Below are 18,977 nucleotides of genomic sequence, written 5' to 3'. Positions count from 1 at the left end.
GTGCATGGCAAGTTCCAGTCGAAAACGGATTTGCGAGGCAGCGCCTCGATGATCGGACTGGTCCTCGTCACCCACGGCCGGCTGGCCGATGAGTTCCTCAACGCGGTCGAGCACGTCGTCGGGCCGCAGGATGCGTTCGAGACGATATCGATCGGTCCCGAGGACGATATGGAGCAGCGGCGGATCGACATCGTCGAGGCGGTGGCGCGGGCCGACCGTGGCTCGGGCGTCATCATCCTCACCGACATGTTCGGGGGTACGCCGTCCAATCTCGCGATCTCGGTGATGGAAGGCAGCCGGATCGACGTCCTCGCCGGCGTCAATCTGCCGATGCTGATCAAGCTCGCCAGCGTGCGCGAGGAAAAGCCGATGGCCGAAGCGCTTCTCGCCGCCCAGGAGGCCGGCCGGAAGTACATCAACGTCGCCAGCCGAGTGCTCAGCGGGAACTAGACGAACCGTGCGAAACACCGAGCACAAGAGCGGCAGCGAAGGCCGATCCGAGACGCCACCCTGTGGTTCAGCGTCGTCGTCCGGGCGCGAGCCGACCGGACAGGCCTCGAACGAGGGCGAAGCAGCGTTGCAGGGCGGAGAGGCGAGCCGCACCTTCGCGATCGTCAACAAGCGGGGCCTGCATGCGCGGGCCTCCGCTCGCTTCGTCGAGACGGTCGAGAATTTCGACGCCGAAGTGACGATCACTCGCGACGGCATGAGCGTCGGCGGCCTGTCGATCATGGGCCTGTTGATGCTCGCCGCCAGCCAGGGAACGACGATCGACGTCAGCGCGAGCGGCCCCGAGGCGCATGCCGTGCTCGACGCACTGCAGGAACTGGTGGCCAACCGCTTCGGCGAGGACGGCTGATTCTCCGGCGCACGAAATCGGCTCTCGGCTCCCTCCCGCAAATCTCCTCGCCCCTCGGCCTTGGCCTCATGCGCTGTCTGATCGATCGGATCGGAAGGTGAATCCAAGCCCGCGCGGCGAATGAGCGGATTGGAAGTCCGACGTCCCGACGGGACATTCGGACTTCGTACCAGCGACCGCGATCGTGTTCGACGGCGGGCGCCCCCCTGTACCCCTCATCGCCTCGGCCGTCGGCACCAGGGGCGGAGCGTCATCGCCCGTCCCCTCGAAGCCTACGCCCGACGACACGCGTTCGGGGGACTCGCCACAACGCGGACGCAAGAAAGCCGGCGGGCCCTCAGGCTCCACCGGCTCCTCACTTTCAAGACCGCTCGCTCGCCGGAGACCCTGCCGAACGACCCGCCCGTCGATCCGGATGGGTCGTACGGTCTCAGTCCTCGTCGTCTTCGCGGCCGCCGCCGATGATGTCCGAGACGTCGTCGTCGTCTTCCTCGTCCTCGAGGAAGGTGTCGTCGTCATCGGCATCGTCGGAATCGTCATCGACGTCCGGCAGTCCGTCCGCATCGGAATCGCTCTCTTCCTCCGCGACGTCCTGCAGCGAGACCGTGTCCGGCGTCGCCTCGACCTCGACCGTCTCGGGCTCCTCGACCTCTTCCGGCTCGGGCGCCTTGTCCCCCTCGAAGTAGGAGCGGGGGTACGACTTCCCCGTGAAGGGCGACACGATCGGGTCCTTGTTGAGATCGTAGAATTTGCGTCCGGTTTCGGGGTCGATCCGCTTGGTACCGAGTTCGGGCTTCACCATTACTGCCTCGTCATTCTTGTCTGAATTTCCTTGATGCCGAACGCGGCGACGGGTGCCCTCGATCGCCGGCCAGCGCAACTTTCGCCAAGGCTCTCGTGCCGGTGATCGCGGGTTTCGAGCGGAAATGTCCCCCGCTCGCCGCGCCAGGCCTTGGTCCGGCAAAATCGGCTGGTCCATACGGCCTCGTCCAGCCCTTGTCAAAGGCCGATTGGAACGACAGAAAGGGCCCGATCATCGGGGCCGCGTCCGCGCTCCCCGACAAGGCTCGACGAGCGCCCCCGGGCCGCGCCGTCGCGAGGGAGTGAAGACCATGCAACCAATCGATCAGGCGTTTCGCCCCCTCGCCTCGCGGCGGGCCGGAGCGCTGACCGGCCGGGTCCGCGTCCCGGGCGACAAGTCGATCTCCCACCGGGCGTTCCTCTTCGGTGGGCTCGCCGCCGGCACGACCCGGATCAGCGGGCTGCTCGAAGGCGAGGACGTCCTGGCGACGGGCCGCGCGATGGCCGCGATGGGCGCGCGGATGAAGAAGGACGGCGACGTCTGGATCGTCGACGGCGTCGGCAACGGCGCCCTCCTCGAGCCCGACGGCGTCATCGACTTCGGCAATGCCGGAACCGGCGTGAGGCTCACCATGGGCCTCGTCGGCTCCTATGATTTCGCCGCCACCTTCGTCGGCGATGCCTCCCTGTCGCGGCGGCCGATGGGCCGCGTGCTCGATCCCTTGCGGCTGATGGGAGTGCAGGTGGTTGCCCGCTCCGGCGATCGGCTGCCTCTGTCGATCCACGGGCCGCGGGTCGCCGCGCCGATCTCCTACCGGGTGCCGATGGCCTCGGCGCAGGTGAAATCCGCGGTTCTCCTCGCCGGCCTCAACGCACCGGGCGTGACGACGGTGATCGAGCCGGTGGCGACGCGCGATCATACCGAGAAGATGCTTCTCGGCTTCGGTGCGAAGCTCGACGTCACCGTCGACGCGGAGGGTGCGCGGCACATCGCGCTGGAAGGTCAGGGCCCGCTCAGCGCCGCCGGCGATCTGACGGTGCCCGGCGATCCCTCCTCCGCCGCCTTCCCGCTGGTCGCGGCGCTGATCACGCCGGGCTCCGACGTCGTCATCGAGAACGTCCTGATGAACCCGACGCGCACCGGCCTCATCGAGACGCTGCTCGAAATGGGCGCTTCGATCGAAATCGCCGACCGCCGCAACGAAGGCGGCGAGGACGTCGCCGATTTGCACGTGCGCCACTCGCAGCTGAAAGGCGTCGCCGTACCGCCCGAGCGCGCGCCCTCGATGATCGACGAATATCCGGTGCTGGCCATCGCCGCCGCCTTCGCCGACGGGACGACGCTGATGCAGGGCCTCGACGAGCTTCGCGTCAAGGAAAGCGACCGCCTGTCGGCTGTCGCCAAGGGTTTGGAAGCAAATGGAATTTCCCATGTCGAAGGGAAAGACAGCCTGTCCGTCACCGGCAGACCGGACGGCAAGGGGCTTGGCGGCGGGCGGGTCGATACCCATCTCGACCACAGAATCGCCATGAGTTTCCTCGTTCTCGGCATGGCGAGCGAGGCGCCGGTCACCATCGACGACGTCCGCATGATCGCCACGAGTTTTCCGGAATTCGTCGCGATGATGGCGGGGTTGGGCGCTGCATTGGAGCCGGGATCGCGGAACTGAGGTCTTCGCGGTTTCGGGTCAGGCGTGGATCGGATGTCGTCCGCTCATTCTGTTTTCGCTCTGCTTGCCTTATGGTGCGGGCAGCATCCCCACCGTCGTCCTTCTCAACCGCAACGCGTTGGGCAATTTCCGGCTTGAACAGCCACAGGAAAAAACCGTAGAGCCCGTGTCATGAACCCGCCGCTGACCATCGCCATCGACGGGCCGGCCGCAGCCGGCAAGGGAACGCTGGCAAAGCGCGTCGCGGAGCGTTACCGCCTGCCCTATCTCGACACCGGCCTGATCTACCGGGCGGTCGGCCGCCAGATCGCCAATGCCGGCGCCGATCCGGACGATGCGGATGCGGCCGGCATGTTCGCCCGCCAGCTCGACGTCTCCCATCTCGACGATCCGACGCTGCGGGGTCACGAGGCCGGCGAACTCGCATCCCGCGTCGCCGTGCATGGACCGGTGCGCGAGGCCCTCGTCGCTTTCCAGCGCGGCTTCGCGGCCCGACCCGAAGGCGCCGTTCTCGACGGGCGGGACATCGGCACGGTCATCTGTCCTGAGGCCAGGGTGAAGATCTTCGTCACCGCCTCGGCGGAAGTCCGGGCCCGCCGCCGCACCGACGAACTGCTCGCCCACGGGCGCGACGACGTCGACTACGAGCGCATCCTCGCCGAGGTCCGGGCCCGCGACGAGCGCGACTCCGGCCGCGACGTCGCGCCGCTCAGGCCGGCGGAGGACGCCCACTTGCTGGATACCAGCCAGTTGGATATAGATGGCGCATTCCGTGCCGCCTGCGAAGTCGTCGATCGCGCATTGGCGGCGCTGGACCAGCATTGAGGGGCCGCATCCCTAAGGGAGGCGTGCCCTTTTCGGCTATGAAGGGCGGCGTGTTCCGCCCGACGCGGCCAAGCTGATAAAATTCGTCCGGTCCAGGCTTTTCGAGCGCCGGCCAGCATTGCGCCCACCGCCAATCGCGGTCGGGCCACCCTGGGGGTTTCAGACGATCGGTCGTCGAAACCGCGAGCCTGGAACGGACGACCCGTCAACGATGAACCCGCGCGGGGCGGACACCCCGAGGCGCATGCCCTTTTCACCACACTGACAGGCGGAAAGGGTCCCCAAGGAGAAAGAATGTCTAACCTCAACCCCTCGCGCGAAGACTTCGCTTCGCTGCTCGAAGCCTCATTTCACGAGCAGGACGTTGCCGAAGGCATGGTGGTCAAGGGCACCGTCGTCGCGATCGAAAAGGACATGGCCGTCATCGATGCCGGCCTGAAGGTCGAAGGCCGTGTGCCGCTGAAGGAATTCGGCGCCAAGGGCAAGGACGGCGAGCTGAAGATCGGCGACATCGTCGAGATCTATGTCGAGCGCATCGAGAACGCGCTGGGCGAAGCCGTGCTGTCGCGCGACAAGGCGCGCCGTGAAGAGAGCTGGGTCAAGCTCGAGAAGCAGTTCGAAGCCGGCGAGAAGGTCGAAGGTCAGATCTTCAACCAGGTCAAGGGTGGCTTCACCGTCGATCTCGACGGCGCCGTCGCCTTCCTGCCGCGTTCGCAGGTCGACATCCGGCCGATCCGCGACGTCACCCCGCTGATGAACACGCCGCAGCCCTTCCAGATCCTCAAGATGGACAAGCGCCGCGGCAACATCGTCGTTTCGCGCCGCACCGTCCTCGAAGAGAGCCGCGCCGAGCAGCGCTCCGAGATCGTCCAGAACCTCGAAGAGGGTCAGGTCGTCGAGGGTATCGTCAAGAACATCACCGACTACGGCGCCTTCGTCGACCTCGGCGGCATCGACGGTCTCCTGCACGTCACCGACATGGCCTGGCGCCGCGTCAACCATCCGACCGAGATCCTGCAGATCGGCCAGACGGTGAAGGTCCAGATCATCCGGATCAACCAGGAAACCCACCGTATCTCGCTCGGCATGAAGCAGCTCGAGGCGGATCCCTGGGACGGCATCGGCGTCAAGTATCCGATGGGCGTCAAGGTCACCGGCCGCGTCACCAACATCACCGACTACGGCGCCTTCGTCGAGCTGGAGCCTGGCATCGAGGGCCTCATCCACGTTTCGGAAATGTCCTGGACGAAGAAGAACGTTCATCCGGGCAAGATCCTCGCCACCTCCCAGGAGGTCGAGGTCGTGGTTCTCGAGGTCGACCCGAACAAGCGCCGCATCTCGCTCGGCCTCAAGCAGACCCTGCAGAACCCCTGGGAAGCCTTCCGCGACAAGTTCCCGATCGGCACCCAGGTCGAGGGCGAGGTCAAGAACAAGACCGAGTTCGGCCTGTTCATCGGCCTGGAAGGCGACGTGGACGGCATGGTCCACCTCTCCGACCTCGACTGGAACCGTCCGGGCGAGCAGGTCATCGAGGAGTTCAACAAGGGCGACATGGTCAAGGCCCAGGTCCTCGACGTCGATGTCGACAAGGAGCGTATCTCCCTCGGCATGAAGCAGGTTGCCGGCGATTCGTTCGTCGATGCGGCCGAGGCCGGCGAAATGCGCCGCGGCTCGGTGGTCACCTGCGAGGTCACGGAGATCAAGGACGGCGGCCTGGAAGTGAAGATCGTCGATACCGACTTCACCGCCTTCGTCCGCCGCTCCGACCTTGCCCGCGACCGCGACGAGCAGCGCCCCGAGCGCTTCCAGGTCGGTCAGAAGGTCGATGCCCGCGTCACCCAGTTCGACAAGAAGGCCCGCAAGGTCGGCGTGTCGATCAAGGCGCTGCAGATCGCCGAAGAGAAGGAAGCCGTGCAGCAGTACGGGTCGCAGGACTCCGGCGCTTCGCTCGGCGACATTCTCGGCGCGGCTCTGAAGAACCGCGGCGACGACGAGTAGGATATCGGTTCGCCGGCGGGCATCGCTCCGCCGGCAGCCAATCGAATGTGAAAAGCCCGCGGCGAGCGATCGCCGCGGGCTTTTTCGTCGTGACGGCAAAGGCGTGCCGGCTCCTACCCGTCGGCGACGGTGAGGCCGATCTTGCCGACGTACCCCTTCTCCATGAAGGCCGTCTGCGCCTCACGGATCTGGCGCAGCGGATAGCTCGTCGCCAGCAGCGGCCGGATCTCGCCCGCCTCGATGTAGTGGACGAGGTCGGTGAAGACGTTCTCCGGCTGGTGGGTGCTGCCGAGCAGCGACAGGTCCTTCAGATAGAGAGTGCGAAGGTCGAGCTCGACGATCGGGCCGGCGATCGCTCCGGAGGCGACGTAGCGGCCGAAGGGACGCAAGGCACCGAGAAGCTCCGGCCAGCGCGGCCCGCCGACGAGATCGAGCACCACGTCGAAGGCATCCTCCGGGAAGGCCTCGTCGCGCACGAGGATGTCGTCCGCCCCGATCCGGCGCAGTTCCTCCGCCTTGGCCGCGCTGGTCAGCGCCGTGACATTGGCGCCGCGCCGCTTGGCGAGCTGGATCGCGGCCGAGCCGACACCGCCCGAGGCTCCGGTCACCAGGACACGCTCGGCGCCGAGCCGTGCCCGCTGGACCATTCCCTCCGCCGTCGAGAAGGCGCAGGGGAAGCTCGCCAGTTCGACATCCGACAGGTCCGAGGAAACGGCGACCGCATCGCTCGATGTCGCGAGGGTGAACTCCGCGAAGGCACCGTCATGTTCGGAGCCGAAGGTGACGGTGCGGTGGCGGCCGTCTTCGCCGGCGACGGACTGCAGCGCCCGCACGAGGACGCGCTCGCCGACGCGGCCCTGATCGACCCCGTCGCCCACCCCGACGACCTCGCCGCAGCAATCGGCACCCTGGACGAGCGGGAAGCCGAGCGGCGCGCCGGTCCAACTGCCGCTCGCAGCCGCATCCTCGCCGGCCGACGCGACCGCCGCCTGGGTGTCGCCGCGCACCGCCTTGGAGTACCAGCCGATCCGGGTGTTGACGTCGGTGTTGTTGACGGCCGAGGCCAGCACCCGGATCAGAACCTGACCTTTGCCGGGCCTCGGTCTCTGCAGGTCGTCGCGCCATTCGAGACGGTCCAATCCTCCATGGCCGGTGAGAACCACGCCGCTCATCGTTTCAGCCTGTGCGCTCATCGTCTTGCTCCTTGGTAAAACGTTCGTTCTACTTGAACAGGTAGAGCAAACGTTCTACTTCGTCAACCATGAGCGATTCGACCAAAACTGCGATCGTCACCGGCCTGGAGCAGACCTTCGTGCGCCAGGGCTTCGCCAAGCCGGGCGTCGACGAGTTGCGCGCGGCGGCCGGCGTCAGCCTGCGCACCCTCTACAAATATTACCCGTCCCGCGACGCGATGATCCTCGGCGCGCTGGAGCATCGCCACGGCCGCTATGTGGAACGCCTCCTCGACGGGTTGCCCGCAGATCCGAAGGAGGCGCTCGACGCTGTTCTGGAGCGGGTCGCGGGCTGGATGCGGGAAGAAGCGGGCCATGGCTGCCTCTTCCACGGCGCCGTTGCGGCCATGCCAGAGAGCGACGCACTTCGCGAGCTTCTGGAACGACATAAGGGAGAGATCGCCCGGCGCATGGCGGCCGCGGTCGGTCTGTCGGGAAACGAAGCCGAGCTGACGCTGATCCTCGAAGGGCTCACCCAAAGCTGGGCGCTGAACGGCGAAGACGCGCTGCGGGCCGCCAAGCGGCTGGCCGGCTGCCTCGTGGCCTGCGAACCGAAAAGCTGAGCAATCCGGCGCCACGCGGGGCCGGACGGCAGTTCACCCGCGATGCGCCGGCCGGATCTCCGCGTCGAGCCGCGTCACGGCGACACCCTTCGCCATGCCCTCCAGCGTCGGCACCGAGACGCCCTGCCCCGCCAAGCCGATCGCCTGCTCCTTCCTGACCACGAACCCCTCCGCGATCGCCGTCCTGATCTCGCGGATGCGCTGGAGGAAGCGCGGCCGGTCGATCGCCGCCCGGCGAAAGCGGGCGGACGGCATCTTCGCACGACCCTCCTGGACCCGCTCGACATGCTCGACCACCGCGGCGATCCAGCCGGGGACGAGCCGCGCGCCGGGCTCGACGAACAGGAGCCAATCGCCCTTGGCGGCCCGGATCGCATCGCGCAGCGCCGCGCGCGCGATGACGCGGCAGCCGGTATGGTCGGCGACCTTGCGCGCATCCGCCCCCATGCCCCGGTCGACCAGAACGACCTCCCGGACGATCCCCTCCACCGCTCCCGGCACGAGGCTTCCGAGTGTGGACGCCAGCTTGTGGTCGTCCGGCCCGCAGTCGATGAAAACACTCAGCATCCCCCCGCATAGCCGCAAACACGAGGGCGCGCCAACCCCGATCGCATTTTGTTCTTGTATTGTTCCCGCTTTGGCGTTAGCTGTTTGTTCACGGTATCCGAGGCCCATCCCAGGAGGCGGAGACATGCAGCAGATCATCGCGGCCGACCGCGCAGCTTTCGCCGGCGCAAATGGCGTCGAAGTCGCCAATCATCTCGTCGACGGCGCCAATCTCAGGCTTCCGGCCGATCGCAGGCGCGGGCGTGGAGCCGGGGTCAATCCGTCCGGGCGCTACGAACCCTTTGCCCGGTCGAGCTTCGACGACGGCTGGGACACGCTCGACAGCCTGCCGGCGCTGAAGACCGAGGTGCAGGTCGAGAAGCCGAAGACGATCATCACCCGCAATTCGTCGCCGGACATCTCCTTCGACCGCTCGATCAATCCCTATCGCGGCTGCGAGCATGGCTGCGTCTACTGCTTCGCCCGGCCGACCCACGCTTACATGGGCATGTCGCCAGGCCTCGACTTCGAGACCAAGCTGTTCGCCAAGCCGAACGCCGCGGAACTTCTGGAGCGCGAGCTGGCAAAGCCCGGCTACGAGGTGAAATCGATCGCCATCGGCACCAACACCGATCCCTATCAGCCGATCGAGAAGGACCGGCGCATCATGCGCGAGATCCTCGAAGTGCTGGAGGCGGCGAACCATCCGGTCGGGATCGTCACGAAGTCGGCGCTCGTCACGCGCGACATCGACATTCTCTCGCGCATGGCGGCGAAGGGCCTCGCCAAGGTGGCGCTGTCGGTCACCACCCTCGACAGGACGCTGGCGCGAGCGATGGAGCCGCGGGCGGCGACGCCGGCGCGGCGCCTGGAAGCCATCAAGGCCCTGACCGAGGCCGGCATTCCGGCGATGATCATGACGGCGCCGATCATCCCCGGCCTCAACGATTCCGAGATCGAGCGGCTGCTCGAGGCCGGCGTGACGGCGGGCGCGAAGGAGGCCGGCTACGTGCTGCTCCGCCTGCCGCTGGAGGTGGCGCCGTTGTTCAAGGACTGGCTGCTGCGGCACTATCCGAACCGCTACCGGCACGTCCTGTCGCTGCTGCGCTCGATGCGCGACGGCAAGGACTACGACGCCGAATGGGGCAAGCGGATGCGCGGCTCCGGGCCTTACGCCTTCCAGATCCGCCGCCGCTTCGAGATGGCCGCCCGCAGGCTCGATCTGAACGCCAATCGGCTCCAGCTGAGGACCGACCTCTTCACGCCGCCGAAGAGCGCCGGCGTCCAGCTCGCCCTGCTGTAGAACGCGGCAAGTCATGTCGGCGGGGTTGCCGCATCACCCCTGCCGACGGACCGGTGGCGCTCTTGCCGCCGGACGGGTCCACGCGAGCCCGGCGCTTCCCCTGAGGCGTCCGGCGGGCAAAGGTGGACCTTGCATGGGATCGGAGGATGCGCGAGTCTCCGCCGCACGATGACCGCGCATTCCTCCGATTCTCCTGCACTCACCGACGATGGGGACGCCTCGCAGACGACGGGCCGACCCCGCGTGCCGAAGCGAGCCGCCGCCAAGCCTGCCGCCGCGAAATCCGGCGCAGCCAGCTCCAAGACTGCGAAGGCACCGGCCAAGCCGAAAGCCGGCGGGACCCGTGCACCAGCGCGTTCCGGTCCGGACTTTTCCCGCGAGCGCCAGCTGATCTCGCTTGGGATGCGCTTCGTCGCCGGCGTCGACGAGGCGGGGCGCGGGCCGCTCGCCGGCCCGGTGACGGCAGCCGCCGTCATCCTAGACCCCGACGACATCCCGGACGGCCTCGACGATTCGAAGGCGCTGACCGCCGAGCGCCGGGAAGAGCTGTTCGTCGAGATCGTGGCGAAGGCGACGGTCGCCTCGGCATGCGCCAGTGCCGGCGAGATCGACCGCTTCAACATTCGTGGCGCGACGCTGATCGCCATGCGCCGGGCGATCGCCGCCCTCGGCATTGCGCCGCAATACGTCCTCGTCGACGGTCGCGACGTCCCGCCCGGCTGCGCCTGCCAGGCCTCCGCCGTGATTGGCGGCGACGCGGCGTCCCTGTCGATCGCCGCCGCCTCGATCGTCGCCAAGGTGATGCGCGACCGGATGATGCGTCGGGCCTGCCTGGCATTTCCCGGCTACGGCTTTTCTAGGCACATGGGCTACGGCACGGCAGCCCATCTCGCCGCCATCGAGGCCCATGGCCCCTCGCCGCTGCACCGCATGACGTTCAGCCCGCTGAAGGACCGCTTGCTCCTGCTATAAAGCCTGGGCCAACCGTTCGTATCGTGAGGCACATGTGGCCGACGGCGACTTTGCCGACCCGGCGGCTCAATCGGGATCGGCCAGTCTCAGGCGAAGACGTCGGCGAGGTCGGAGATGCCGACGCCGTCCTTGATCTCGCGCAGCCTCGCATAGGCGACCGCGACGGCGATCGAGGCGAAGGCGGCGGCAAGGCCGCTGACGATCCCTTGCAAGGCGAGGAAGAGGATCGGCGACAGGCCGACGAGGAAGCCGCCGAAGAGGCCGATGGCCAAGCCGACCAGATAAAAGACCACATAGACGAGGATCACGAAGCCGACGAGCGGCCAGCGATAACCCTTGGTGAGCCGCGCGCTGCGGGCGAGCGCGCCGAAACCGGCCCCCTCGACGACGATCGCGGGGACGAAGACCGAAAGGACGCCGAGCAGCCACAGACCCGGCACGATCAGCAGCGCAAAGCCGATCGCGATCAACAGCCAGGCTGCAATGGAAAGAAGGATGAGCGGCAGGATCTGCTTCACGGCGGTGCCGACATAGGCGCCGACGGCGGCCTCCCGTCCTGCTTTCGCGTCGTAGGCGGCGAGGACGAGAACGGCCGTCAGCAGCGAATAGACCAGCAGGGGCACGACCACGACGGCACCGACATAGAGCACCGGGTTTTGCGCGATGAAGGTCTGCGTCGCCTGCTGCGACTGGGCCTCGAAGGTGACGGAGCCGAGGGCGAGATAGCTCGGCAACTGCATCAGGAGACCGGCGACCACGCCGATCAGGCCGAACAGGGCAAGGCGACTGGAGAAGATCTGGAGGGTGTCGCCCATTCTGGCGCCGACGCCGAATCGCGGCTTCGGCAATCTGGTGGCAGTGTCCATGGCCGTCATCTCATGTCCTTTCAGGTCGGTTCTTCCATGGGAGTTGCGAGCGGATGGCTCGTCGTCGTGATCGCGCTCGTCGTCATCGCGGCTCGGGCGCCGGCTCCGGCTCGCGGTGGAACTTGTCGGCCCTTGCCTCGCCCATCAGCTTCTTCTGTTCGAGAAAAGCCCGCTGGGCGACGTAGAAGCTCTTCAGGAACGCCTCCTCCTCGGCCGGTGGCGGTGTCTCCTCGAAGCCGATCTTGGCGCGGATGCGCTCGCCGATGCGGGCGAGCCCCTTCTGCCTTTCGCGGCTGTCCCTCGCCTCCTCGCCGCCGCGCAGGAGCCGCTCCAGCACCTGCAGCTCGTAAGCCCCGTAGTGTTCGAGCTGGGCGGTGGAAAAGACGAAGCGCTCGCGCGCCGTCCGGCCGACCGCCTCGGCGACGTCCGGCAGAAGCAGCGGCCGCGGTTCGAGGACGACGGCAGTGTCTGCGATGAGGTCGCCGATCCGCTGATTGGCCTTGTTGCGCATCGGCACGGCGATGACGACGAGAAGCCAGACCAGCATGAAACCGTTGAACCAGAACGAGTCCTCGCCGCCGCCGAGGAGGAAGGCGGCGGGCAGGAACACCTCGACCTCCTTGGTGAGATTGCGCACGACGATCTGGTGGGTGGAAAGTCCAGAGCCGTCCTTGGAAACCACCCGCAGGCCGAGCATCTTCTTGCCCGGCGTGCGGCCGTTCATCAAAAGCTCGCAGGCGATGTAGTAGGGCGTACCGAAGACGAGGACGAGAAGCGTCGCGAGGGCGGTGAAGGCGGCGCCGCTCACCAGATCGGCGAAGAGCAAGGCGAGGATGATGCCGATCATCGCCGTCGTGGTGATGACGAAGTCGACGAACTGCGCGCCGAAGCGCGCCGCGAGGCCGGCGACGTCGAGATGGAGGGGAACGCCCTCCGGCGGGGCCAGCGTCAGGCGCTTGGGGTTTGCCTCCGGCGGCCGGCGGTGCGCCCTGGTGTCTTGCTTCGATCGCCGGCCGAGGCGCCACCTTGCCATCAGACCGGCTCCGTTTCGACGGCGCTCGCCGCGCCGGTGCCGCGTCCGGCGAGCGCGAACCATAGGGCCCAGCCGAGCCCGGCGCCCCAGCCGATCGCCAGCCGCGCCCAGAACTCGGTCACGACCTGCCGGCCGATCCCTTCGAGAACGCCCGCGACGACGAGCATGATCGCCGCCACGATGGCGAGCTTGACCGCGTCTCGCCCGGCGTGGCGCAGCGCCGCCGAGCGGCTCTTCAGGCCGGGAAACAGCATGGCGTATCCGAGCGACAGCCCACCGGCGCTGGCGATGATGATCGCCGCAAGTTCGGTGACGCCGTGGATGGTCAGCCAGCCCATGAAATCAAGCCCGAGCTGCTTGTCGACGTGAATGGCCACGAAGGCGCCGAGCATGGCGCCGTTGTAGAGAAGCAGGATGACGCTCGGGACGCAGAAGACGATGCCGAGCGCGAAGGCGAACAGCGCCACCTTGGTGTTGTGGGAAAAGAGATAGGTGGCAAAAGCGCCGAGCTCGCCCAGCGGCTGAACGTCTTCCCCGTAGATCACCCGGCGCAGCGCCTCGGCGCTGGCGCCCGGCCCGCGCCCCGAGGCGAGATCGCCCGGAACGAAGGCGTAGAACCAGCTGGCATCGTCGGCCGTCAGGGCATAGGCGGCCACCGCCCCGAAGGCGGTCAGAAAGAAGGCCGCGGCGATCGCCGGCAGCGAACGGCGGACCGCCTGCGGTGCGGAACGGGCGAAGAATCTCGAGACGAGGCCAGAGAGGCTCTCGCGCGGCGCGTAGACGACGAGATAGGCCCGGGCGCAGAGGCTTTCGAGAAAGCGCACGACGGCGAGATCGAGGGATATCTCGCGGGCGACCGACAGCGAGTTCGTCGCCTGGCGGTAGAGCAGCACGAGATCGCGGGCGTCATCGAAGGACAGCCGCGACAGCCCGCGCTTTTCCGCCGCCTCGACGATCGCGGAAAGGCGTTTCCAGTCGGCCTCGCGTTCGTCGCGAAACCGCGTCGAGCGGATGGGGGCGTTCATATCAGCTCCCGCGCCTTGATGTTGAGATAGGTCGAGACGAGCCGCGCGGTGATGCCGCCGGGCTCGGCGTCGACGACGAAGACGCCGAGCCGCGCCAGCCGGTCGAGCACCAGCCGGCGCTCGCGTTCCAGCCCCGCCGCCGCGACGGCGGCGGCCACTTCGCCGAGATCGGTGGCGGTCCGGCGGCCATAGGCCTGCAGCATCGGGTCGCGGGTCGAGACGAAGGCGACGACGTGATGCCGGTTCAGCACCTCGACATTCTCGACCAGAAGCTCGGCGGTGGTGGTGTCGACGAAGTCGGAAAACACCACGACGAGGCAGCGCCGCGACAGGCGCTGGCCGAGATGGGTCATGGCGAGGGTGTGGTTGGTCTCGATCGACCGATAGGTGAGTTCCGCCGCCTTGGAGCGCAGCTGGGCGAAGGCGTGTCGCCCACCCCGCGGCGGCAGATAGAGCCGCGGCCGGGCGTCGAAGGCGTAGAGCCCGACGAGATCGCCGCCCTGGATGCCGGCCCAGCCAAGCGCCAGCGCGGCGTTGATCATGTGATCGATCTTCGGCAGGCCGGCGATCTCCTCGCGCATCAGGTGGCCGTTGTCGAGGGCGAGGACGACGTTGTGGTTCTTCTCGGCCCGCATCTCGCGGGCGACCAGGGCGCCGTGGCGGGCCGAGCGCTTGTAGTCGATGGTGCGGCTGTCCATTCCGGCCACGAAGTCGCGCAGCTGATGGAACTCCGAGCCCTCGCCCCGCATCAACGAGGCCCGGCTGCCGAAGGCCTCGGTGGCGATCTGCACGTCGATTTCCCCGGAGGTGATCGCCCGGACGTTCGGCACCACGACGAGCCGGGTCTCGCAGGGATAGGCGGCGACCATGTCGACCAGTCCGAGCCGGCTCGACCGCAGGATCGCGACTTCGCCGATCGGGAAATGGCCGCGGCGCCCGGCCCTCACGGTCACGGTCGCTCGGGAGCCCTGCCCCACCGGAACGAGCACGAACTGCGGCGGGCCGTCGAGGCCGGGCGGCCAGGCGATGCGTGCCATCGCCGAGCCCGGTTGCGGCCCGCGCTCCTCGGCCGCCGGCCGCAGCCGGAACTCGAGCTCTGCGGCCTCGCCGACGAACAGCTCCCTCGTCGCCGGCGCATCGAGAACGAAGCGCTTCCGACCCGGCGTCAGCAACATGTCGGCGGCGGCCAGGATCGCGAGGACGCCCCACATCGCCTCGACCGCCAGGGCCGGGGCGTCGAGGAAGACGACGAGGCCGAGCGATGCCAGCGCGATCAGGCTGGCGGCGACCAGCAGGCGACGCGAGGGCCGCATCAGCGCGGAGCCGGGATCTGCTCGATGATGGCCGAAAGCACCGAATCCGGGCTGCGGCCTTCGATCTCGGCGGTCGGCGACAGCACGATGCGGTGGCGCATGGTCGGCTGGAACAGGAGCTTGACGTCGTCGGGGATCGCATAGTCGCGACCGTCCAGCGCCGCCCGCGCCCTGACGGCGCCGCACAACCCGTCGGCCGCCCGGGTGGAGACGCCATAGGCGATGTCGACGTCGACGCGCGTCGCCCGGGCGAGAGCGAGAACATAGCGCAGGATTTCGTCGTCGAGGCGGATGGCGTCGACGAGTTCCTGGCCCTCGCGGATGTCGTCGAGGCTCGCCGTCGGCACGATCGCGGCCTTGCGGGCATCGTGGTCGAGCGGCTGACCGGCGTGCCGCCTGAGGATCGAAAGCTCCGCCTCTTCTTCCGGAAAGTCGATCTCGAGCTTGAAGAGGAACCGGTCGAGCTGCGCCTCCGGCAGGGGATAGGTGCCCTGCTGCTCGATCGGGTTCTGGGTGGCGACGACGAAGAACACTTCACCGACCGAGTGGTCGGTGCCGTCGATCGTCACCCGCCGCTCGTTCATCACCTGGAGAAGGGCGGCCTGCGTCTTCGGCGGCGCGCGGTTGATCTCGTCGGAGAGGAGGATGTCGGTGAAGATCGGTCCCTTGACCAGCTCGAACTGCCGCGAACCGAAATCGTAGATGTTCGACCCGATGACGTCGCCCGGCATCAGATCCGGCGTGAACTGGATGCGCTTGAACTGAAGCGACAGTGCCGCCGCGAGGCTCTGGGCGAGCAGCGTCTTCGCCGTTCCCGGCGGGCCCTCGATCAGGCAATGTCCCCGCGCGAACAGGGAGACGAGAAGCAGCTCGACGACCGCCGCCTGCCCCTGCACCGCCTTTTCGATCTCAGCGGCGATCCTGTCGCGCAGGGCCCGCAGCTCGTCCAAAGTCATGCCATGTCTCCTGAATGACCGATTCGAAGGCGGCCAAAGCCTCGAAGCGGGAGCTTCCGCCATGCGGCGAAGCCGTGACCGCAGCATAGGCCGCGTTGAATTTCTCGCCGAGTTCCGGGGCCCGGCGAGAGAGGAACCGGCCGATCGCCGCGGCGTCCTCGCCGGCGCCGCGGGCCCTGCGGCCGGTGCCGAGAAGCGCGCTGGCCAGCGCCTCGACGCGGTCGACGACGTGCCGTTCGACCAGCGCGTCGTCGGCCTTCGCAAGGAGCAGGATGCGCCGCGAGGCGTCGATGGTGCGGCGCTTGGACGCCTCGGCCGGCTCGACGTCCTCCTGTGGGCGGCCGAACCGCCGGCTGCCGCGCCACAGCGCAAGGCCGGTGACGAGGACGACACCGATCCAGAACAGCGAGAAGGGATAGGCGAAGAAGCGGTCGAGATCGCCGATCGTACGCTCGCGCGGATCTTCACCGCCGAGCTCCGACTGGGCCGGAGCCATGGTCGGCCCGCTGGTCGAATCGGTCTCGACGAAGACCTTCGCGTTACCCGCGAAACCCTCGATCACGGAGAGCGCCAAAGCGGCATTGTCGCCGGCGGCAAGGCCGGCATTGTCGAGGAGGTCCGGGTCCGACAACACGAACAGGGCATTTTGCGCGCCGTCGAAGAGGGCGCTCGTGCAGTCGGCGAGCAGCGTTCCGACCTCCCCGCCGCTCTCGTCCCGCAGGACCAGGATGGGGCGGCACTTCTCGTCGAGCGACGGGCTCAGCACCTGGGCGGAATAGAGCGTCGCGGCCTGCTCCAGCAGCCGGTCGTAGTCGGCGTCATAGACCCCGAAGCTGGCAAGGCCCCGCTGCGACAGCCGCGCCACCGGCCGCTCGCCGAAGAAATCCATCGCCCACAGCGGCACGAGGAGTTCCGGATGCACCGCGCCCCGCGAGACGACACCGCCCCGCCATTTCGGCAGCACCGCCAGCATCGGCCCCGCATTCGCCCGCTCGACGAACGCCGCCCTCGAAAGGGGGCGAGGCGCCAGCGCCCCGCGTTCGTCCTCGGTTCCGTCCTCCTGCCGCACCCCCTCGCCCGCGAGCTTGGGATCGTAGATCGGCAGGATGCGAATCGTCCCGGCGGCGCTCGCCTCGTCGATGGCGGGCACGGTCGCGAGACCCTTGACCTTCAGCCAGTGCTCCAGCCCGGCAAAGCCGATGGCGCTGTCTTCCAGCGGCCGACGCCCGCCGAGGACGGCGAGCAGAACGACGACGAGAACCACGGCGGCGAGTATCGCCATGCCCTTGGCGTTCTCGGCCTTGCCGGTTCCCCCGGCCGCTGGCTGGACCGTGGCCCCGACGCTCATCGGCGGGTCCTCCGCAGAAACGGCTCGGCAAGGTCGAGGCAGCGCTGATACTCGGCGATGCCGATGTCGCGGCCGCCGAACAGGACGAGCTCGGTGTTCTCGGCCAACACTTCGAGTTCGCGGCGATGGGCCCAGCTTCCCGGCAGGCGCTGCATCAGCTCGCGGGTGGTCAGCGAGCGCTTCAGGACGATGGCGTTGTCTTCCGCCGCGAGCTTCAGGAAACGCTCGAGCACCAGGCGCAGGCCGCTGCGCGGATCGCTTTCCCGGCGCAGCCTGGCAATGAGGTCGAGGTCGAGTGCCGCCGTTGGCGATCTGGTCGCGGCAGTGGCGGAGGACGAGAATCGCCGGTTGCGAGGGCCCTTGAGATCGGCAAGCTGGCCACGGCCGAGCCAGAGAAGCACCGCGAGGAACAGCCCGCAGAGAACGAGCACCGTCGTCCCGCCCCATTGAAGCGGCGCCGACCGGTCGGTTGCCGGCACCGCCTCCTCGGTCACGGGCGCCTCGTCGAGACCAGACTCGGGCGGGAGATAGCGGATTTCGGTCTGCAGCCTCAGTCCTTCGACCGATTCGAGATAGGCCTTGCCGCCTTCGGAAGGGCCGATGCCCGTCGATGCTTCGGTTTGGGCCGGCGTCTGGCCGTAAGCCTCGACGCCGGCGCTGGCGCCGAGGGCGGCGAGCACGAGCGTCGCCAACGGCACCGTGATTCGGCGAACGCGCGGGAAGCCCGGCAACCCGTTCAAATCGCACCCCGCCCGCGACACGTCGCGTCCGATGCGAAGACCCCGCCGCCTGAGCTCCCCTGGACGGCCAGCGGGCGATGCCGCGTCAGCCGGGCGGGCGGCGCCGTGATCCTCCACGGCCTGGTCGTGAACTTCAGACGCGCTCATTCGCCGGCCGGATGGTCCAAGGTGGATGGGGTAAGTCGGTGCATCGGCGGCAGACACTCGAACAGGATGCGGCCACACCGACGCGAGGCGAGAGCGGCGGCGAACATGAGACGCTGCGCCGCTCGCGCCATATCTGGACGAGACGATCGCTTCGTCCACAGCCGATCTGCCGCCATGCCTCCCCCATCGGCGCCCCAGTAGATCCTCCACGCCGACCCGGCCTTTCGAGGGGCTCGGGAGCCGCGACAAGCGAGATCGCTTGACGTCGAGGGCGCGCAGGGTGTCTTCACCTTGCGCCCTGGCAAGCCCGGGGCCGCCATTTCGCCGGCACGGCGACACGGCCCGCAACATGATAGAGAAAGATCGATGGACTTCACCCTTCCGACGAACCTCGCAGGCTGGCTTCCATTCACGGCAGCCGTCGTTGCGATTCTGCTCGGCCTCGCCGCCCTGTTCGCTCCCAGGCTGATTCTGTCGGCCATCGGCCTTGCCCCGAGCGCCGGAAGCATCGACGCCCTCGGCGGCGCCCGGGCCAGCCTCGCTGGCTTCTGGCTCGGCGTCGGACTCGTCGGCGCCGCCCTTTACGACCAGCCCTTCATCCAGCTGGCTCTCGGCACCGGCTGGCTTTTTTCCGCCTTCGGTCGGCTCGTCTCGCTGCTTACTGACGGCGCGAGCTTGCGCGCAATCTTCTATCTCCTCGTCGAACTTGCACTTGCCTGTGCCGCTCTTGCCCCGGCCTTGGGCTTCATTTCCTCCTGACGCCTCTTCCTGAGCCGGCGG

Annotated in this window: 19 protein-coding genes; 9 read left to right on the top strand and 10 right to left on the bottom strand. The window is 68.0% G+C overall.

Annotation, left to right across the window (positions count from 1 at the left end; genetic code table 11):
• Positions 1-48: 48 nt before the first annotated feature.
• Both GTK09_RS00260 and GTK09_RS00255 read left to right on the top strand, forming a co-directional pair.
• Complete coding sequence (locus GTK09_RS00260; RefSeq protein WP_163460491.1) at positions 49-450, top strand: PTS sugar transporter subunit IIA; 402 nt, start codon at positions 49-51, stop codon at positions 448-450.
• A gap of 127 nt (positions 451-577) precedes the next feature.
• The gene (locus GTK09_RS00255) at positions 578-859 is read left to right on the top strand and encodes an HPr family phosphocarrier protein (RefSeq protein WP_163460930.1); all 282 of its coding nucleotides are present in this window, start codon (positions 578-580) and stop codon (positions 857-859) included.
• A 430-nt stretch (positions 860-1,289) separates the two neighbouring features.
• On the opposite strand, the gene GTK09_RS00250 is transcribed toward GTK09_RS00255, so the two are convergent.
• Complete coding sequence (locus GTK09_RS00250; protein ID WP_163460490.1) at positions 1,290-1,661, bottom strand: TIGR02300 family protein; 372 nt, start codon at positions 1,659-1,661, stop codon at positions 1,290-1,292.
• A 310-nt stretch (positions 1,662-1,971) separates the two neighbouring features.
• Between GTK09_RS00250 and aroA the strand changes: the two genes are divergently transcribed.
• From aroA to rpsA, 3 genes are all read left to right on the top strand, one after another.
• Positions 1,972-3,330: a 3-phosphoshikimate 1-carboxyvinyltransferase gene (gene aroA, locus GTK09_RS00245; RefSeq protein WP_163460489.1), complete on the top strand. Its 1,359-nt coding sequence runs from the start codon at positions 1,972-1,974 to the stop codon at positions 3,328-3,330.
• A gap of 171 nt (positions 3,331-3,501) precedes the next feature.
• Positions 3,502-4,155 (top strand): (d)CMP kinase, encoded by a 654-nt coding sequence (cmk, locus tag GTK09_RS00240; RefSeq protein ID WP_163460488.1) that lies wholly within the window; start codon positions 3,502-3,504, stop codon positions 4,153-4,155.
• 294 nt (positions 4,156-4,449) lie between these two features.
• Positions 4,450-6,153, top strand: coding sequence for a 30S ribosomal protein S1 (gene rpsA / locus GTK09_RS00235; protein WP_163460487.1), 1,704 nt, complete (start codon positions 4,450-4,452; stop codon positions 6,151-6,153).
• 113 nt (positions 6,154-6,266) lie between these two features.
• Here rpsA and GTK09_RS00230 read toward each other — a convergent pair whose 3' ends face one another.
• Complete coding sequence (locus GTK09_RS00230) at positions 6,267-7,346, bottom strand: zinc-binding dehydrogenase (RefSeq protein WP_163460486.1); 1,080 nt, start codon at positions 7,344-7,346, stop codon at positions 6,267-6,269.
• A gap of 68 nt (positions 7,347-7,414) precedes the next feature.
• Here GTK09_RS00230 and GTK09_RS00225 point away from each other — a divergent pair, with 68 nt between their 5' ends.
• Complete coding sequence (locus GTK09_RS00225; protein WP_163460485.1) at positions 7,415-7,948, top strand: TetR/AcrR family transcriptional regulator; 534 nt, start codon at positions 7,415-7,417, stop codon at positions 7,946-7,948.
• Between the two features lie 33 nt (positions 7,949-7,981).
• On the opposite strand, the gene GTK09_RS00220 is transcribed toward GTK09_RS00225, so the two are convergent.
• Positions 7,982-8,515: a glycosyltransferase family protein gene (locus tag GTK09_RS00220; RefSeq protein ID WP_163460484.1), complete on the bottom strand. Its 534-nt coding sequence runs from the start codon at positions 8,513-8,515 to the stop codon at positions 7,982-7,984.
• 124 nt (positions 8,516-8,639) lie between these two features.
• On the opposite strand from GTK09_RS00220, the gene GTK09_RS00215 reads away from it, so the two are divergent.
• Together GTK09_RS00215 and rnhB are read left to right on the top strand one after the other, a co-directional pair.
• On the top strand, positions 8,640-9,797 hold the full coding sequence (locus GTK09_RS00215) for a PA0069 family radical SAM protein (protein WP_163460483.1): 1,158 nt from the start codon (positions 8,640-8,642) through the stop codon (positions 9,795-9,797).
• A gap of 387 nt (positions 9,798-10,184) precedes the next feature.
• A complete protein-coding gene (rnhB, locus tag GTK09_RS00210; protein WP_246217646.1) occupies positions 10,185-10,769 on the top strand; it encodes a ribonuclease HII in 585 nt (194 codons plus the stop codon).
• Positions 10,770-10,855: 86 nt separating this feature from the next.
• Here rnhB and GTK09_RS00205 read toward each other — a convergent pair whose 3' ends face one another.
• The 7 genes from GTK09_RS00205 to GTK09_RS00175 form a co-directional block, all read right to left on the bottom strand.
• Entirely contained in the window at positions 10,856-11,644 is a 789-nt protein-coding gene (locus GTK09_RS00205) for a hypothetical protein (protein WP_163460481.1), read from the bottom strand.
• 73 nt (positions 11,645-11,717) lie between these two features.
• Positions 11,718-12,668: an RDD family protein gene (locus tag GTK09_RS00200; RefSeq protein WP_163460480.1), complete on the bottom strand. Its 951-nt coding sequence runs from the start codon at positions 12,666-12,668 to the stop codon at positions 11,718-11,720.
• Entirely contained in the window at positions 12,668-13,693 is a 1,026-nt protein-coding gene (locus GTK09_RS00195) for a stage II sporulation protein M (RefSeq protein ID WP_163460479.1), read from the bottom strand. Before GTK09_RS00195 ends, GTK09_RS00200 begins: the two co-directional genes overlap by 1 nt.
• Positions 13,690-15,006 (bottom strand): DUF58 domain-containing protein, encoded by a 1,317-nt coding sequence (locus GTK09_RS00190; protein ID WP_163460478.1) that lies wholly within the window; start codon positions 15,004-15,006, stop codon positions 13,690-13,692. Before GTK09_RS00190 ends, GTK09_RS00195 begins: the two co-directional genes overlap by 4 nt.
• The gene (locus GTK09_RS00185; RefSeq protein WP_163460477.1) at positions 15,006-15,962 is read right to left on the bottom strand and encodes an AAA family ATPase; all 957 of its coding nucleotides are present in this window, start codon (positions 15,960-15,962) and stop codon (positions 15,006-15,008) included. The genes GTK09_RS00190 and GTK09_RS00185 overlap by 1 nt, the downstream gene beginning before the upstream one ends.
• Positions 15,916-17,310 carry a hypothetical protein gene (locus tag GTK09_RS00180; RefSeq protein WP_163460476.1) on the bottom strand — a complete coding sequence of 465 codons (1,395 nt, stop codon included), beginning with the start codon at positions 17,308-17,310 and terminating at the stop codon, positions 15,916-15,918. Before GTK09_RS00180 ends, GTK09_RS00185 begins: the two co-directional genes overlap by 47 nt.
• Positions 17,307-18,008, bottom strand: coding sequence for a DUF4129 domain-containing protein (locus tag GTK09_RS00175; RefSeq protein ID WP_163460475.1), 702 nt, complete (start codon positions 18,006-18,008; stop codon positions 17,307-17,309). The genes GTK09_RS00180 and GTK09_RS00175 overlap by 4 nt, the downstream gene beginning before the upstream one ends.
• A 555-nt stretch (positions 18,009-18,563) precedes the next feature.
• Here GTK09_RS00175 and GTK09_RS00170 point away from each other — a divergent pair.
• Complete coding sequence (locus tag GTK09_RS00170) at positions 18,564-18,956, top strand: AGROH133_08824 family phage infection protein (RefSeq protein WP_163460474.1); 393 nt, start codon at positions 18,564-18,566, stop codon at positions 18,954-18,956.
• Positions 18,957-18,977: the final 21 nt, after the last annotated feature.

This window comes from Jiella pacifica, from assembly GCF_010500815.1.
Lineage (GTDB): Bacteria > Pseudomonadota > Alphaproteobacteria > Rhizobiales > Rhizobiaceae > Jiella > Jiella pacifica.
The sequence above is the reverse complement of the archived record's forward strand: the minus strand, read 5'-3'. Positions and strand labels throughout refer to the sequence as shown.

Excerpts from the sequence above, each read along its gene's own strand:
- GTK09_RS00170 (WP_163460474.1), top strand. The coding sequence starts at position 18,564 with ATGGACTTCACCCTTCCGACGAACCTCGCAGGCTGGCTTCCATTCACG.
- rpsA (WP_163460487.1), top strand. The coding sequence starts at position 4,450 with ATGTCTAACCTCAACCCCTCGCGCGAAGACTTCGCTTCGCTGCTCGAA.
- GTK09_RS00250 (WP_163460490.1), bottom strand. The coding sequence starts at position 1,661 with ATGGTGAAGCCCGAACTCGGTACCAAGCGGATCGACCCCGAAACCGGA.
- GTK09_RS00230 (WP_163460486.1), bottom strand. The coding sequence starts at position 7,346 with ATGAGCGCACAGGCTGAAACGATGAGCGGCGTGGTTCTCACCGGCCAT.
- GTK09_RS00215 (WP_163460483.1), top strand. The coding sequence starts at position 8,640 with ATGCAGCAGATCATCGCGGCCGACCGCGCAGCTTTCGCCGGCGCAAAT.
- GTK09_RS00190 (WP_163460478.1), bottom strand. The coding sequence starts at position 15,006 with ATGCGGCCCTCGCGTCGCCTGCTGGTCGCCGCCAGCCTGATCGCGCTG.
- GTK09_RS00180 (WP_163460476.1), bottom strand. The coding sequence starts at position 17,310 with ATGAGCGTCGGGGCCACGGTCCAGCCAGCGGCCGGGGGAACCGGCAAG.
- GTK09_RS00225 (WP_163460485.1), top strand. The coding sequence starts at position 7,415 with ATGAGCGATTCGACCAAAACTGCGATCGTCACCGGCCTGGAGCAGACC.
- GTK09_RS00205 (WP_163460481.1), bottom strand. The coding sequence starts at position 11,644 with ATGACGGCCATGGACACTGCCACCAGATTGCCGAAGCCGCGATTCGGC.
- aroA (WP_163460489.1), top strand. The coding sequence starts at position 1,972 with ATGCAACCAATCGATCAGGCGTTTCGCCCCCTCGCCTCGCGGCGGGCC.
- cmk (WP_163460488.1), top strand. The coding sequence starts at position 3,502 with ATGAACCCGCCGCTGACCATCGCCATCGACGGGCCGGCCGCAGCCGGC.
- GTK09_RS00200 (WP_163460480.1), bottom strand. The coding sequence starts at position 12,668 with ATGGCAAGGTGGCGCCTCGGCCGGCGATCGAAGCAAGACACCAGGGCG.
- GTK09_RS00260 (WP_163460491.1), top strand. The coding sequence starts at position 49 with ATGATCGGACTGGTCCTCGTCACCCACGGCCGGCTGGCCGATGAGTTC.
- GTK09_RS00220 (WP_163460484.1), bottom strand. The coding sequence starts at position 8,515 with ATGCTGAGTGTTTTCATCGACTGCGGGCCGGACGACCACAAGCTGGCG.
- GTK09_RS00195 (WP_163460479.1), bottom strand. The coding sequence starts at position 13,693 with ATGAACGCCCCCATCCGCTCGACGCGGTTTCGCGACGAACGCGAGGCC.
- GTK09_RS00185 (WP_163460477.1), bottom strand. The coding sequence starts at position 15,962 with ATGACTTTGGACGAGCTGCGGGCCCTGCGCGACAGGATCGCCGCTGAG.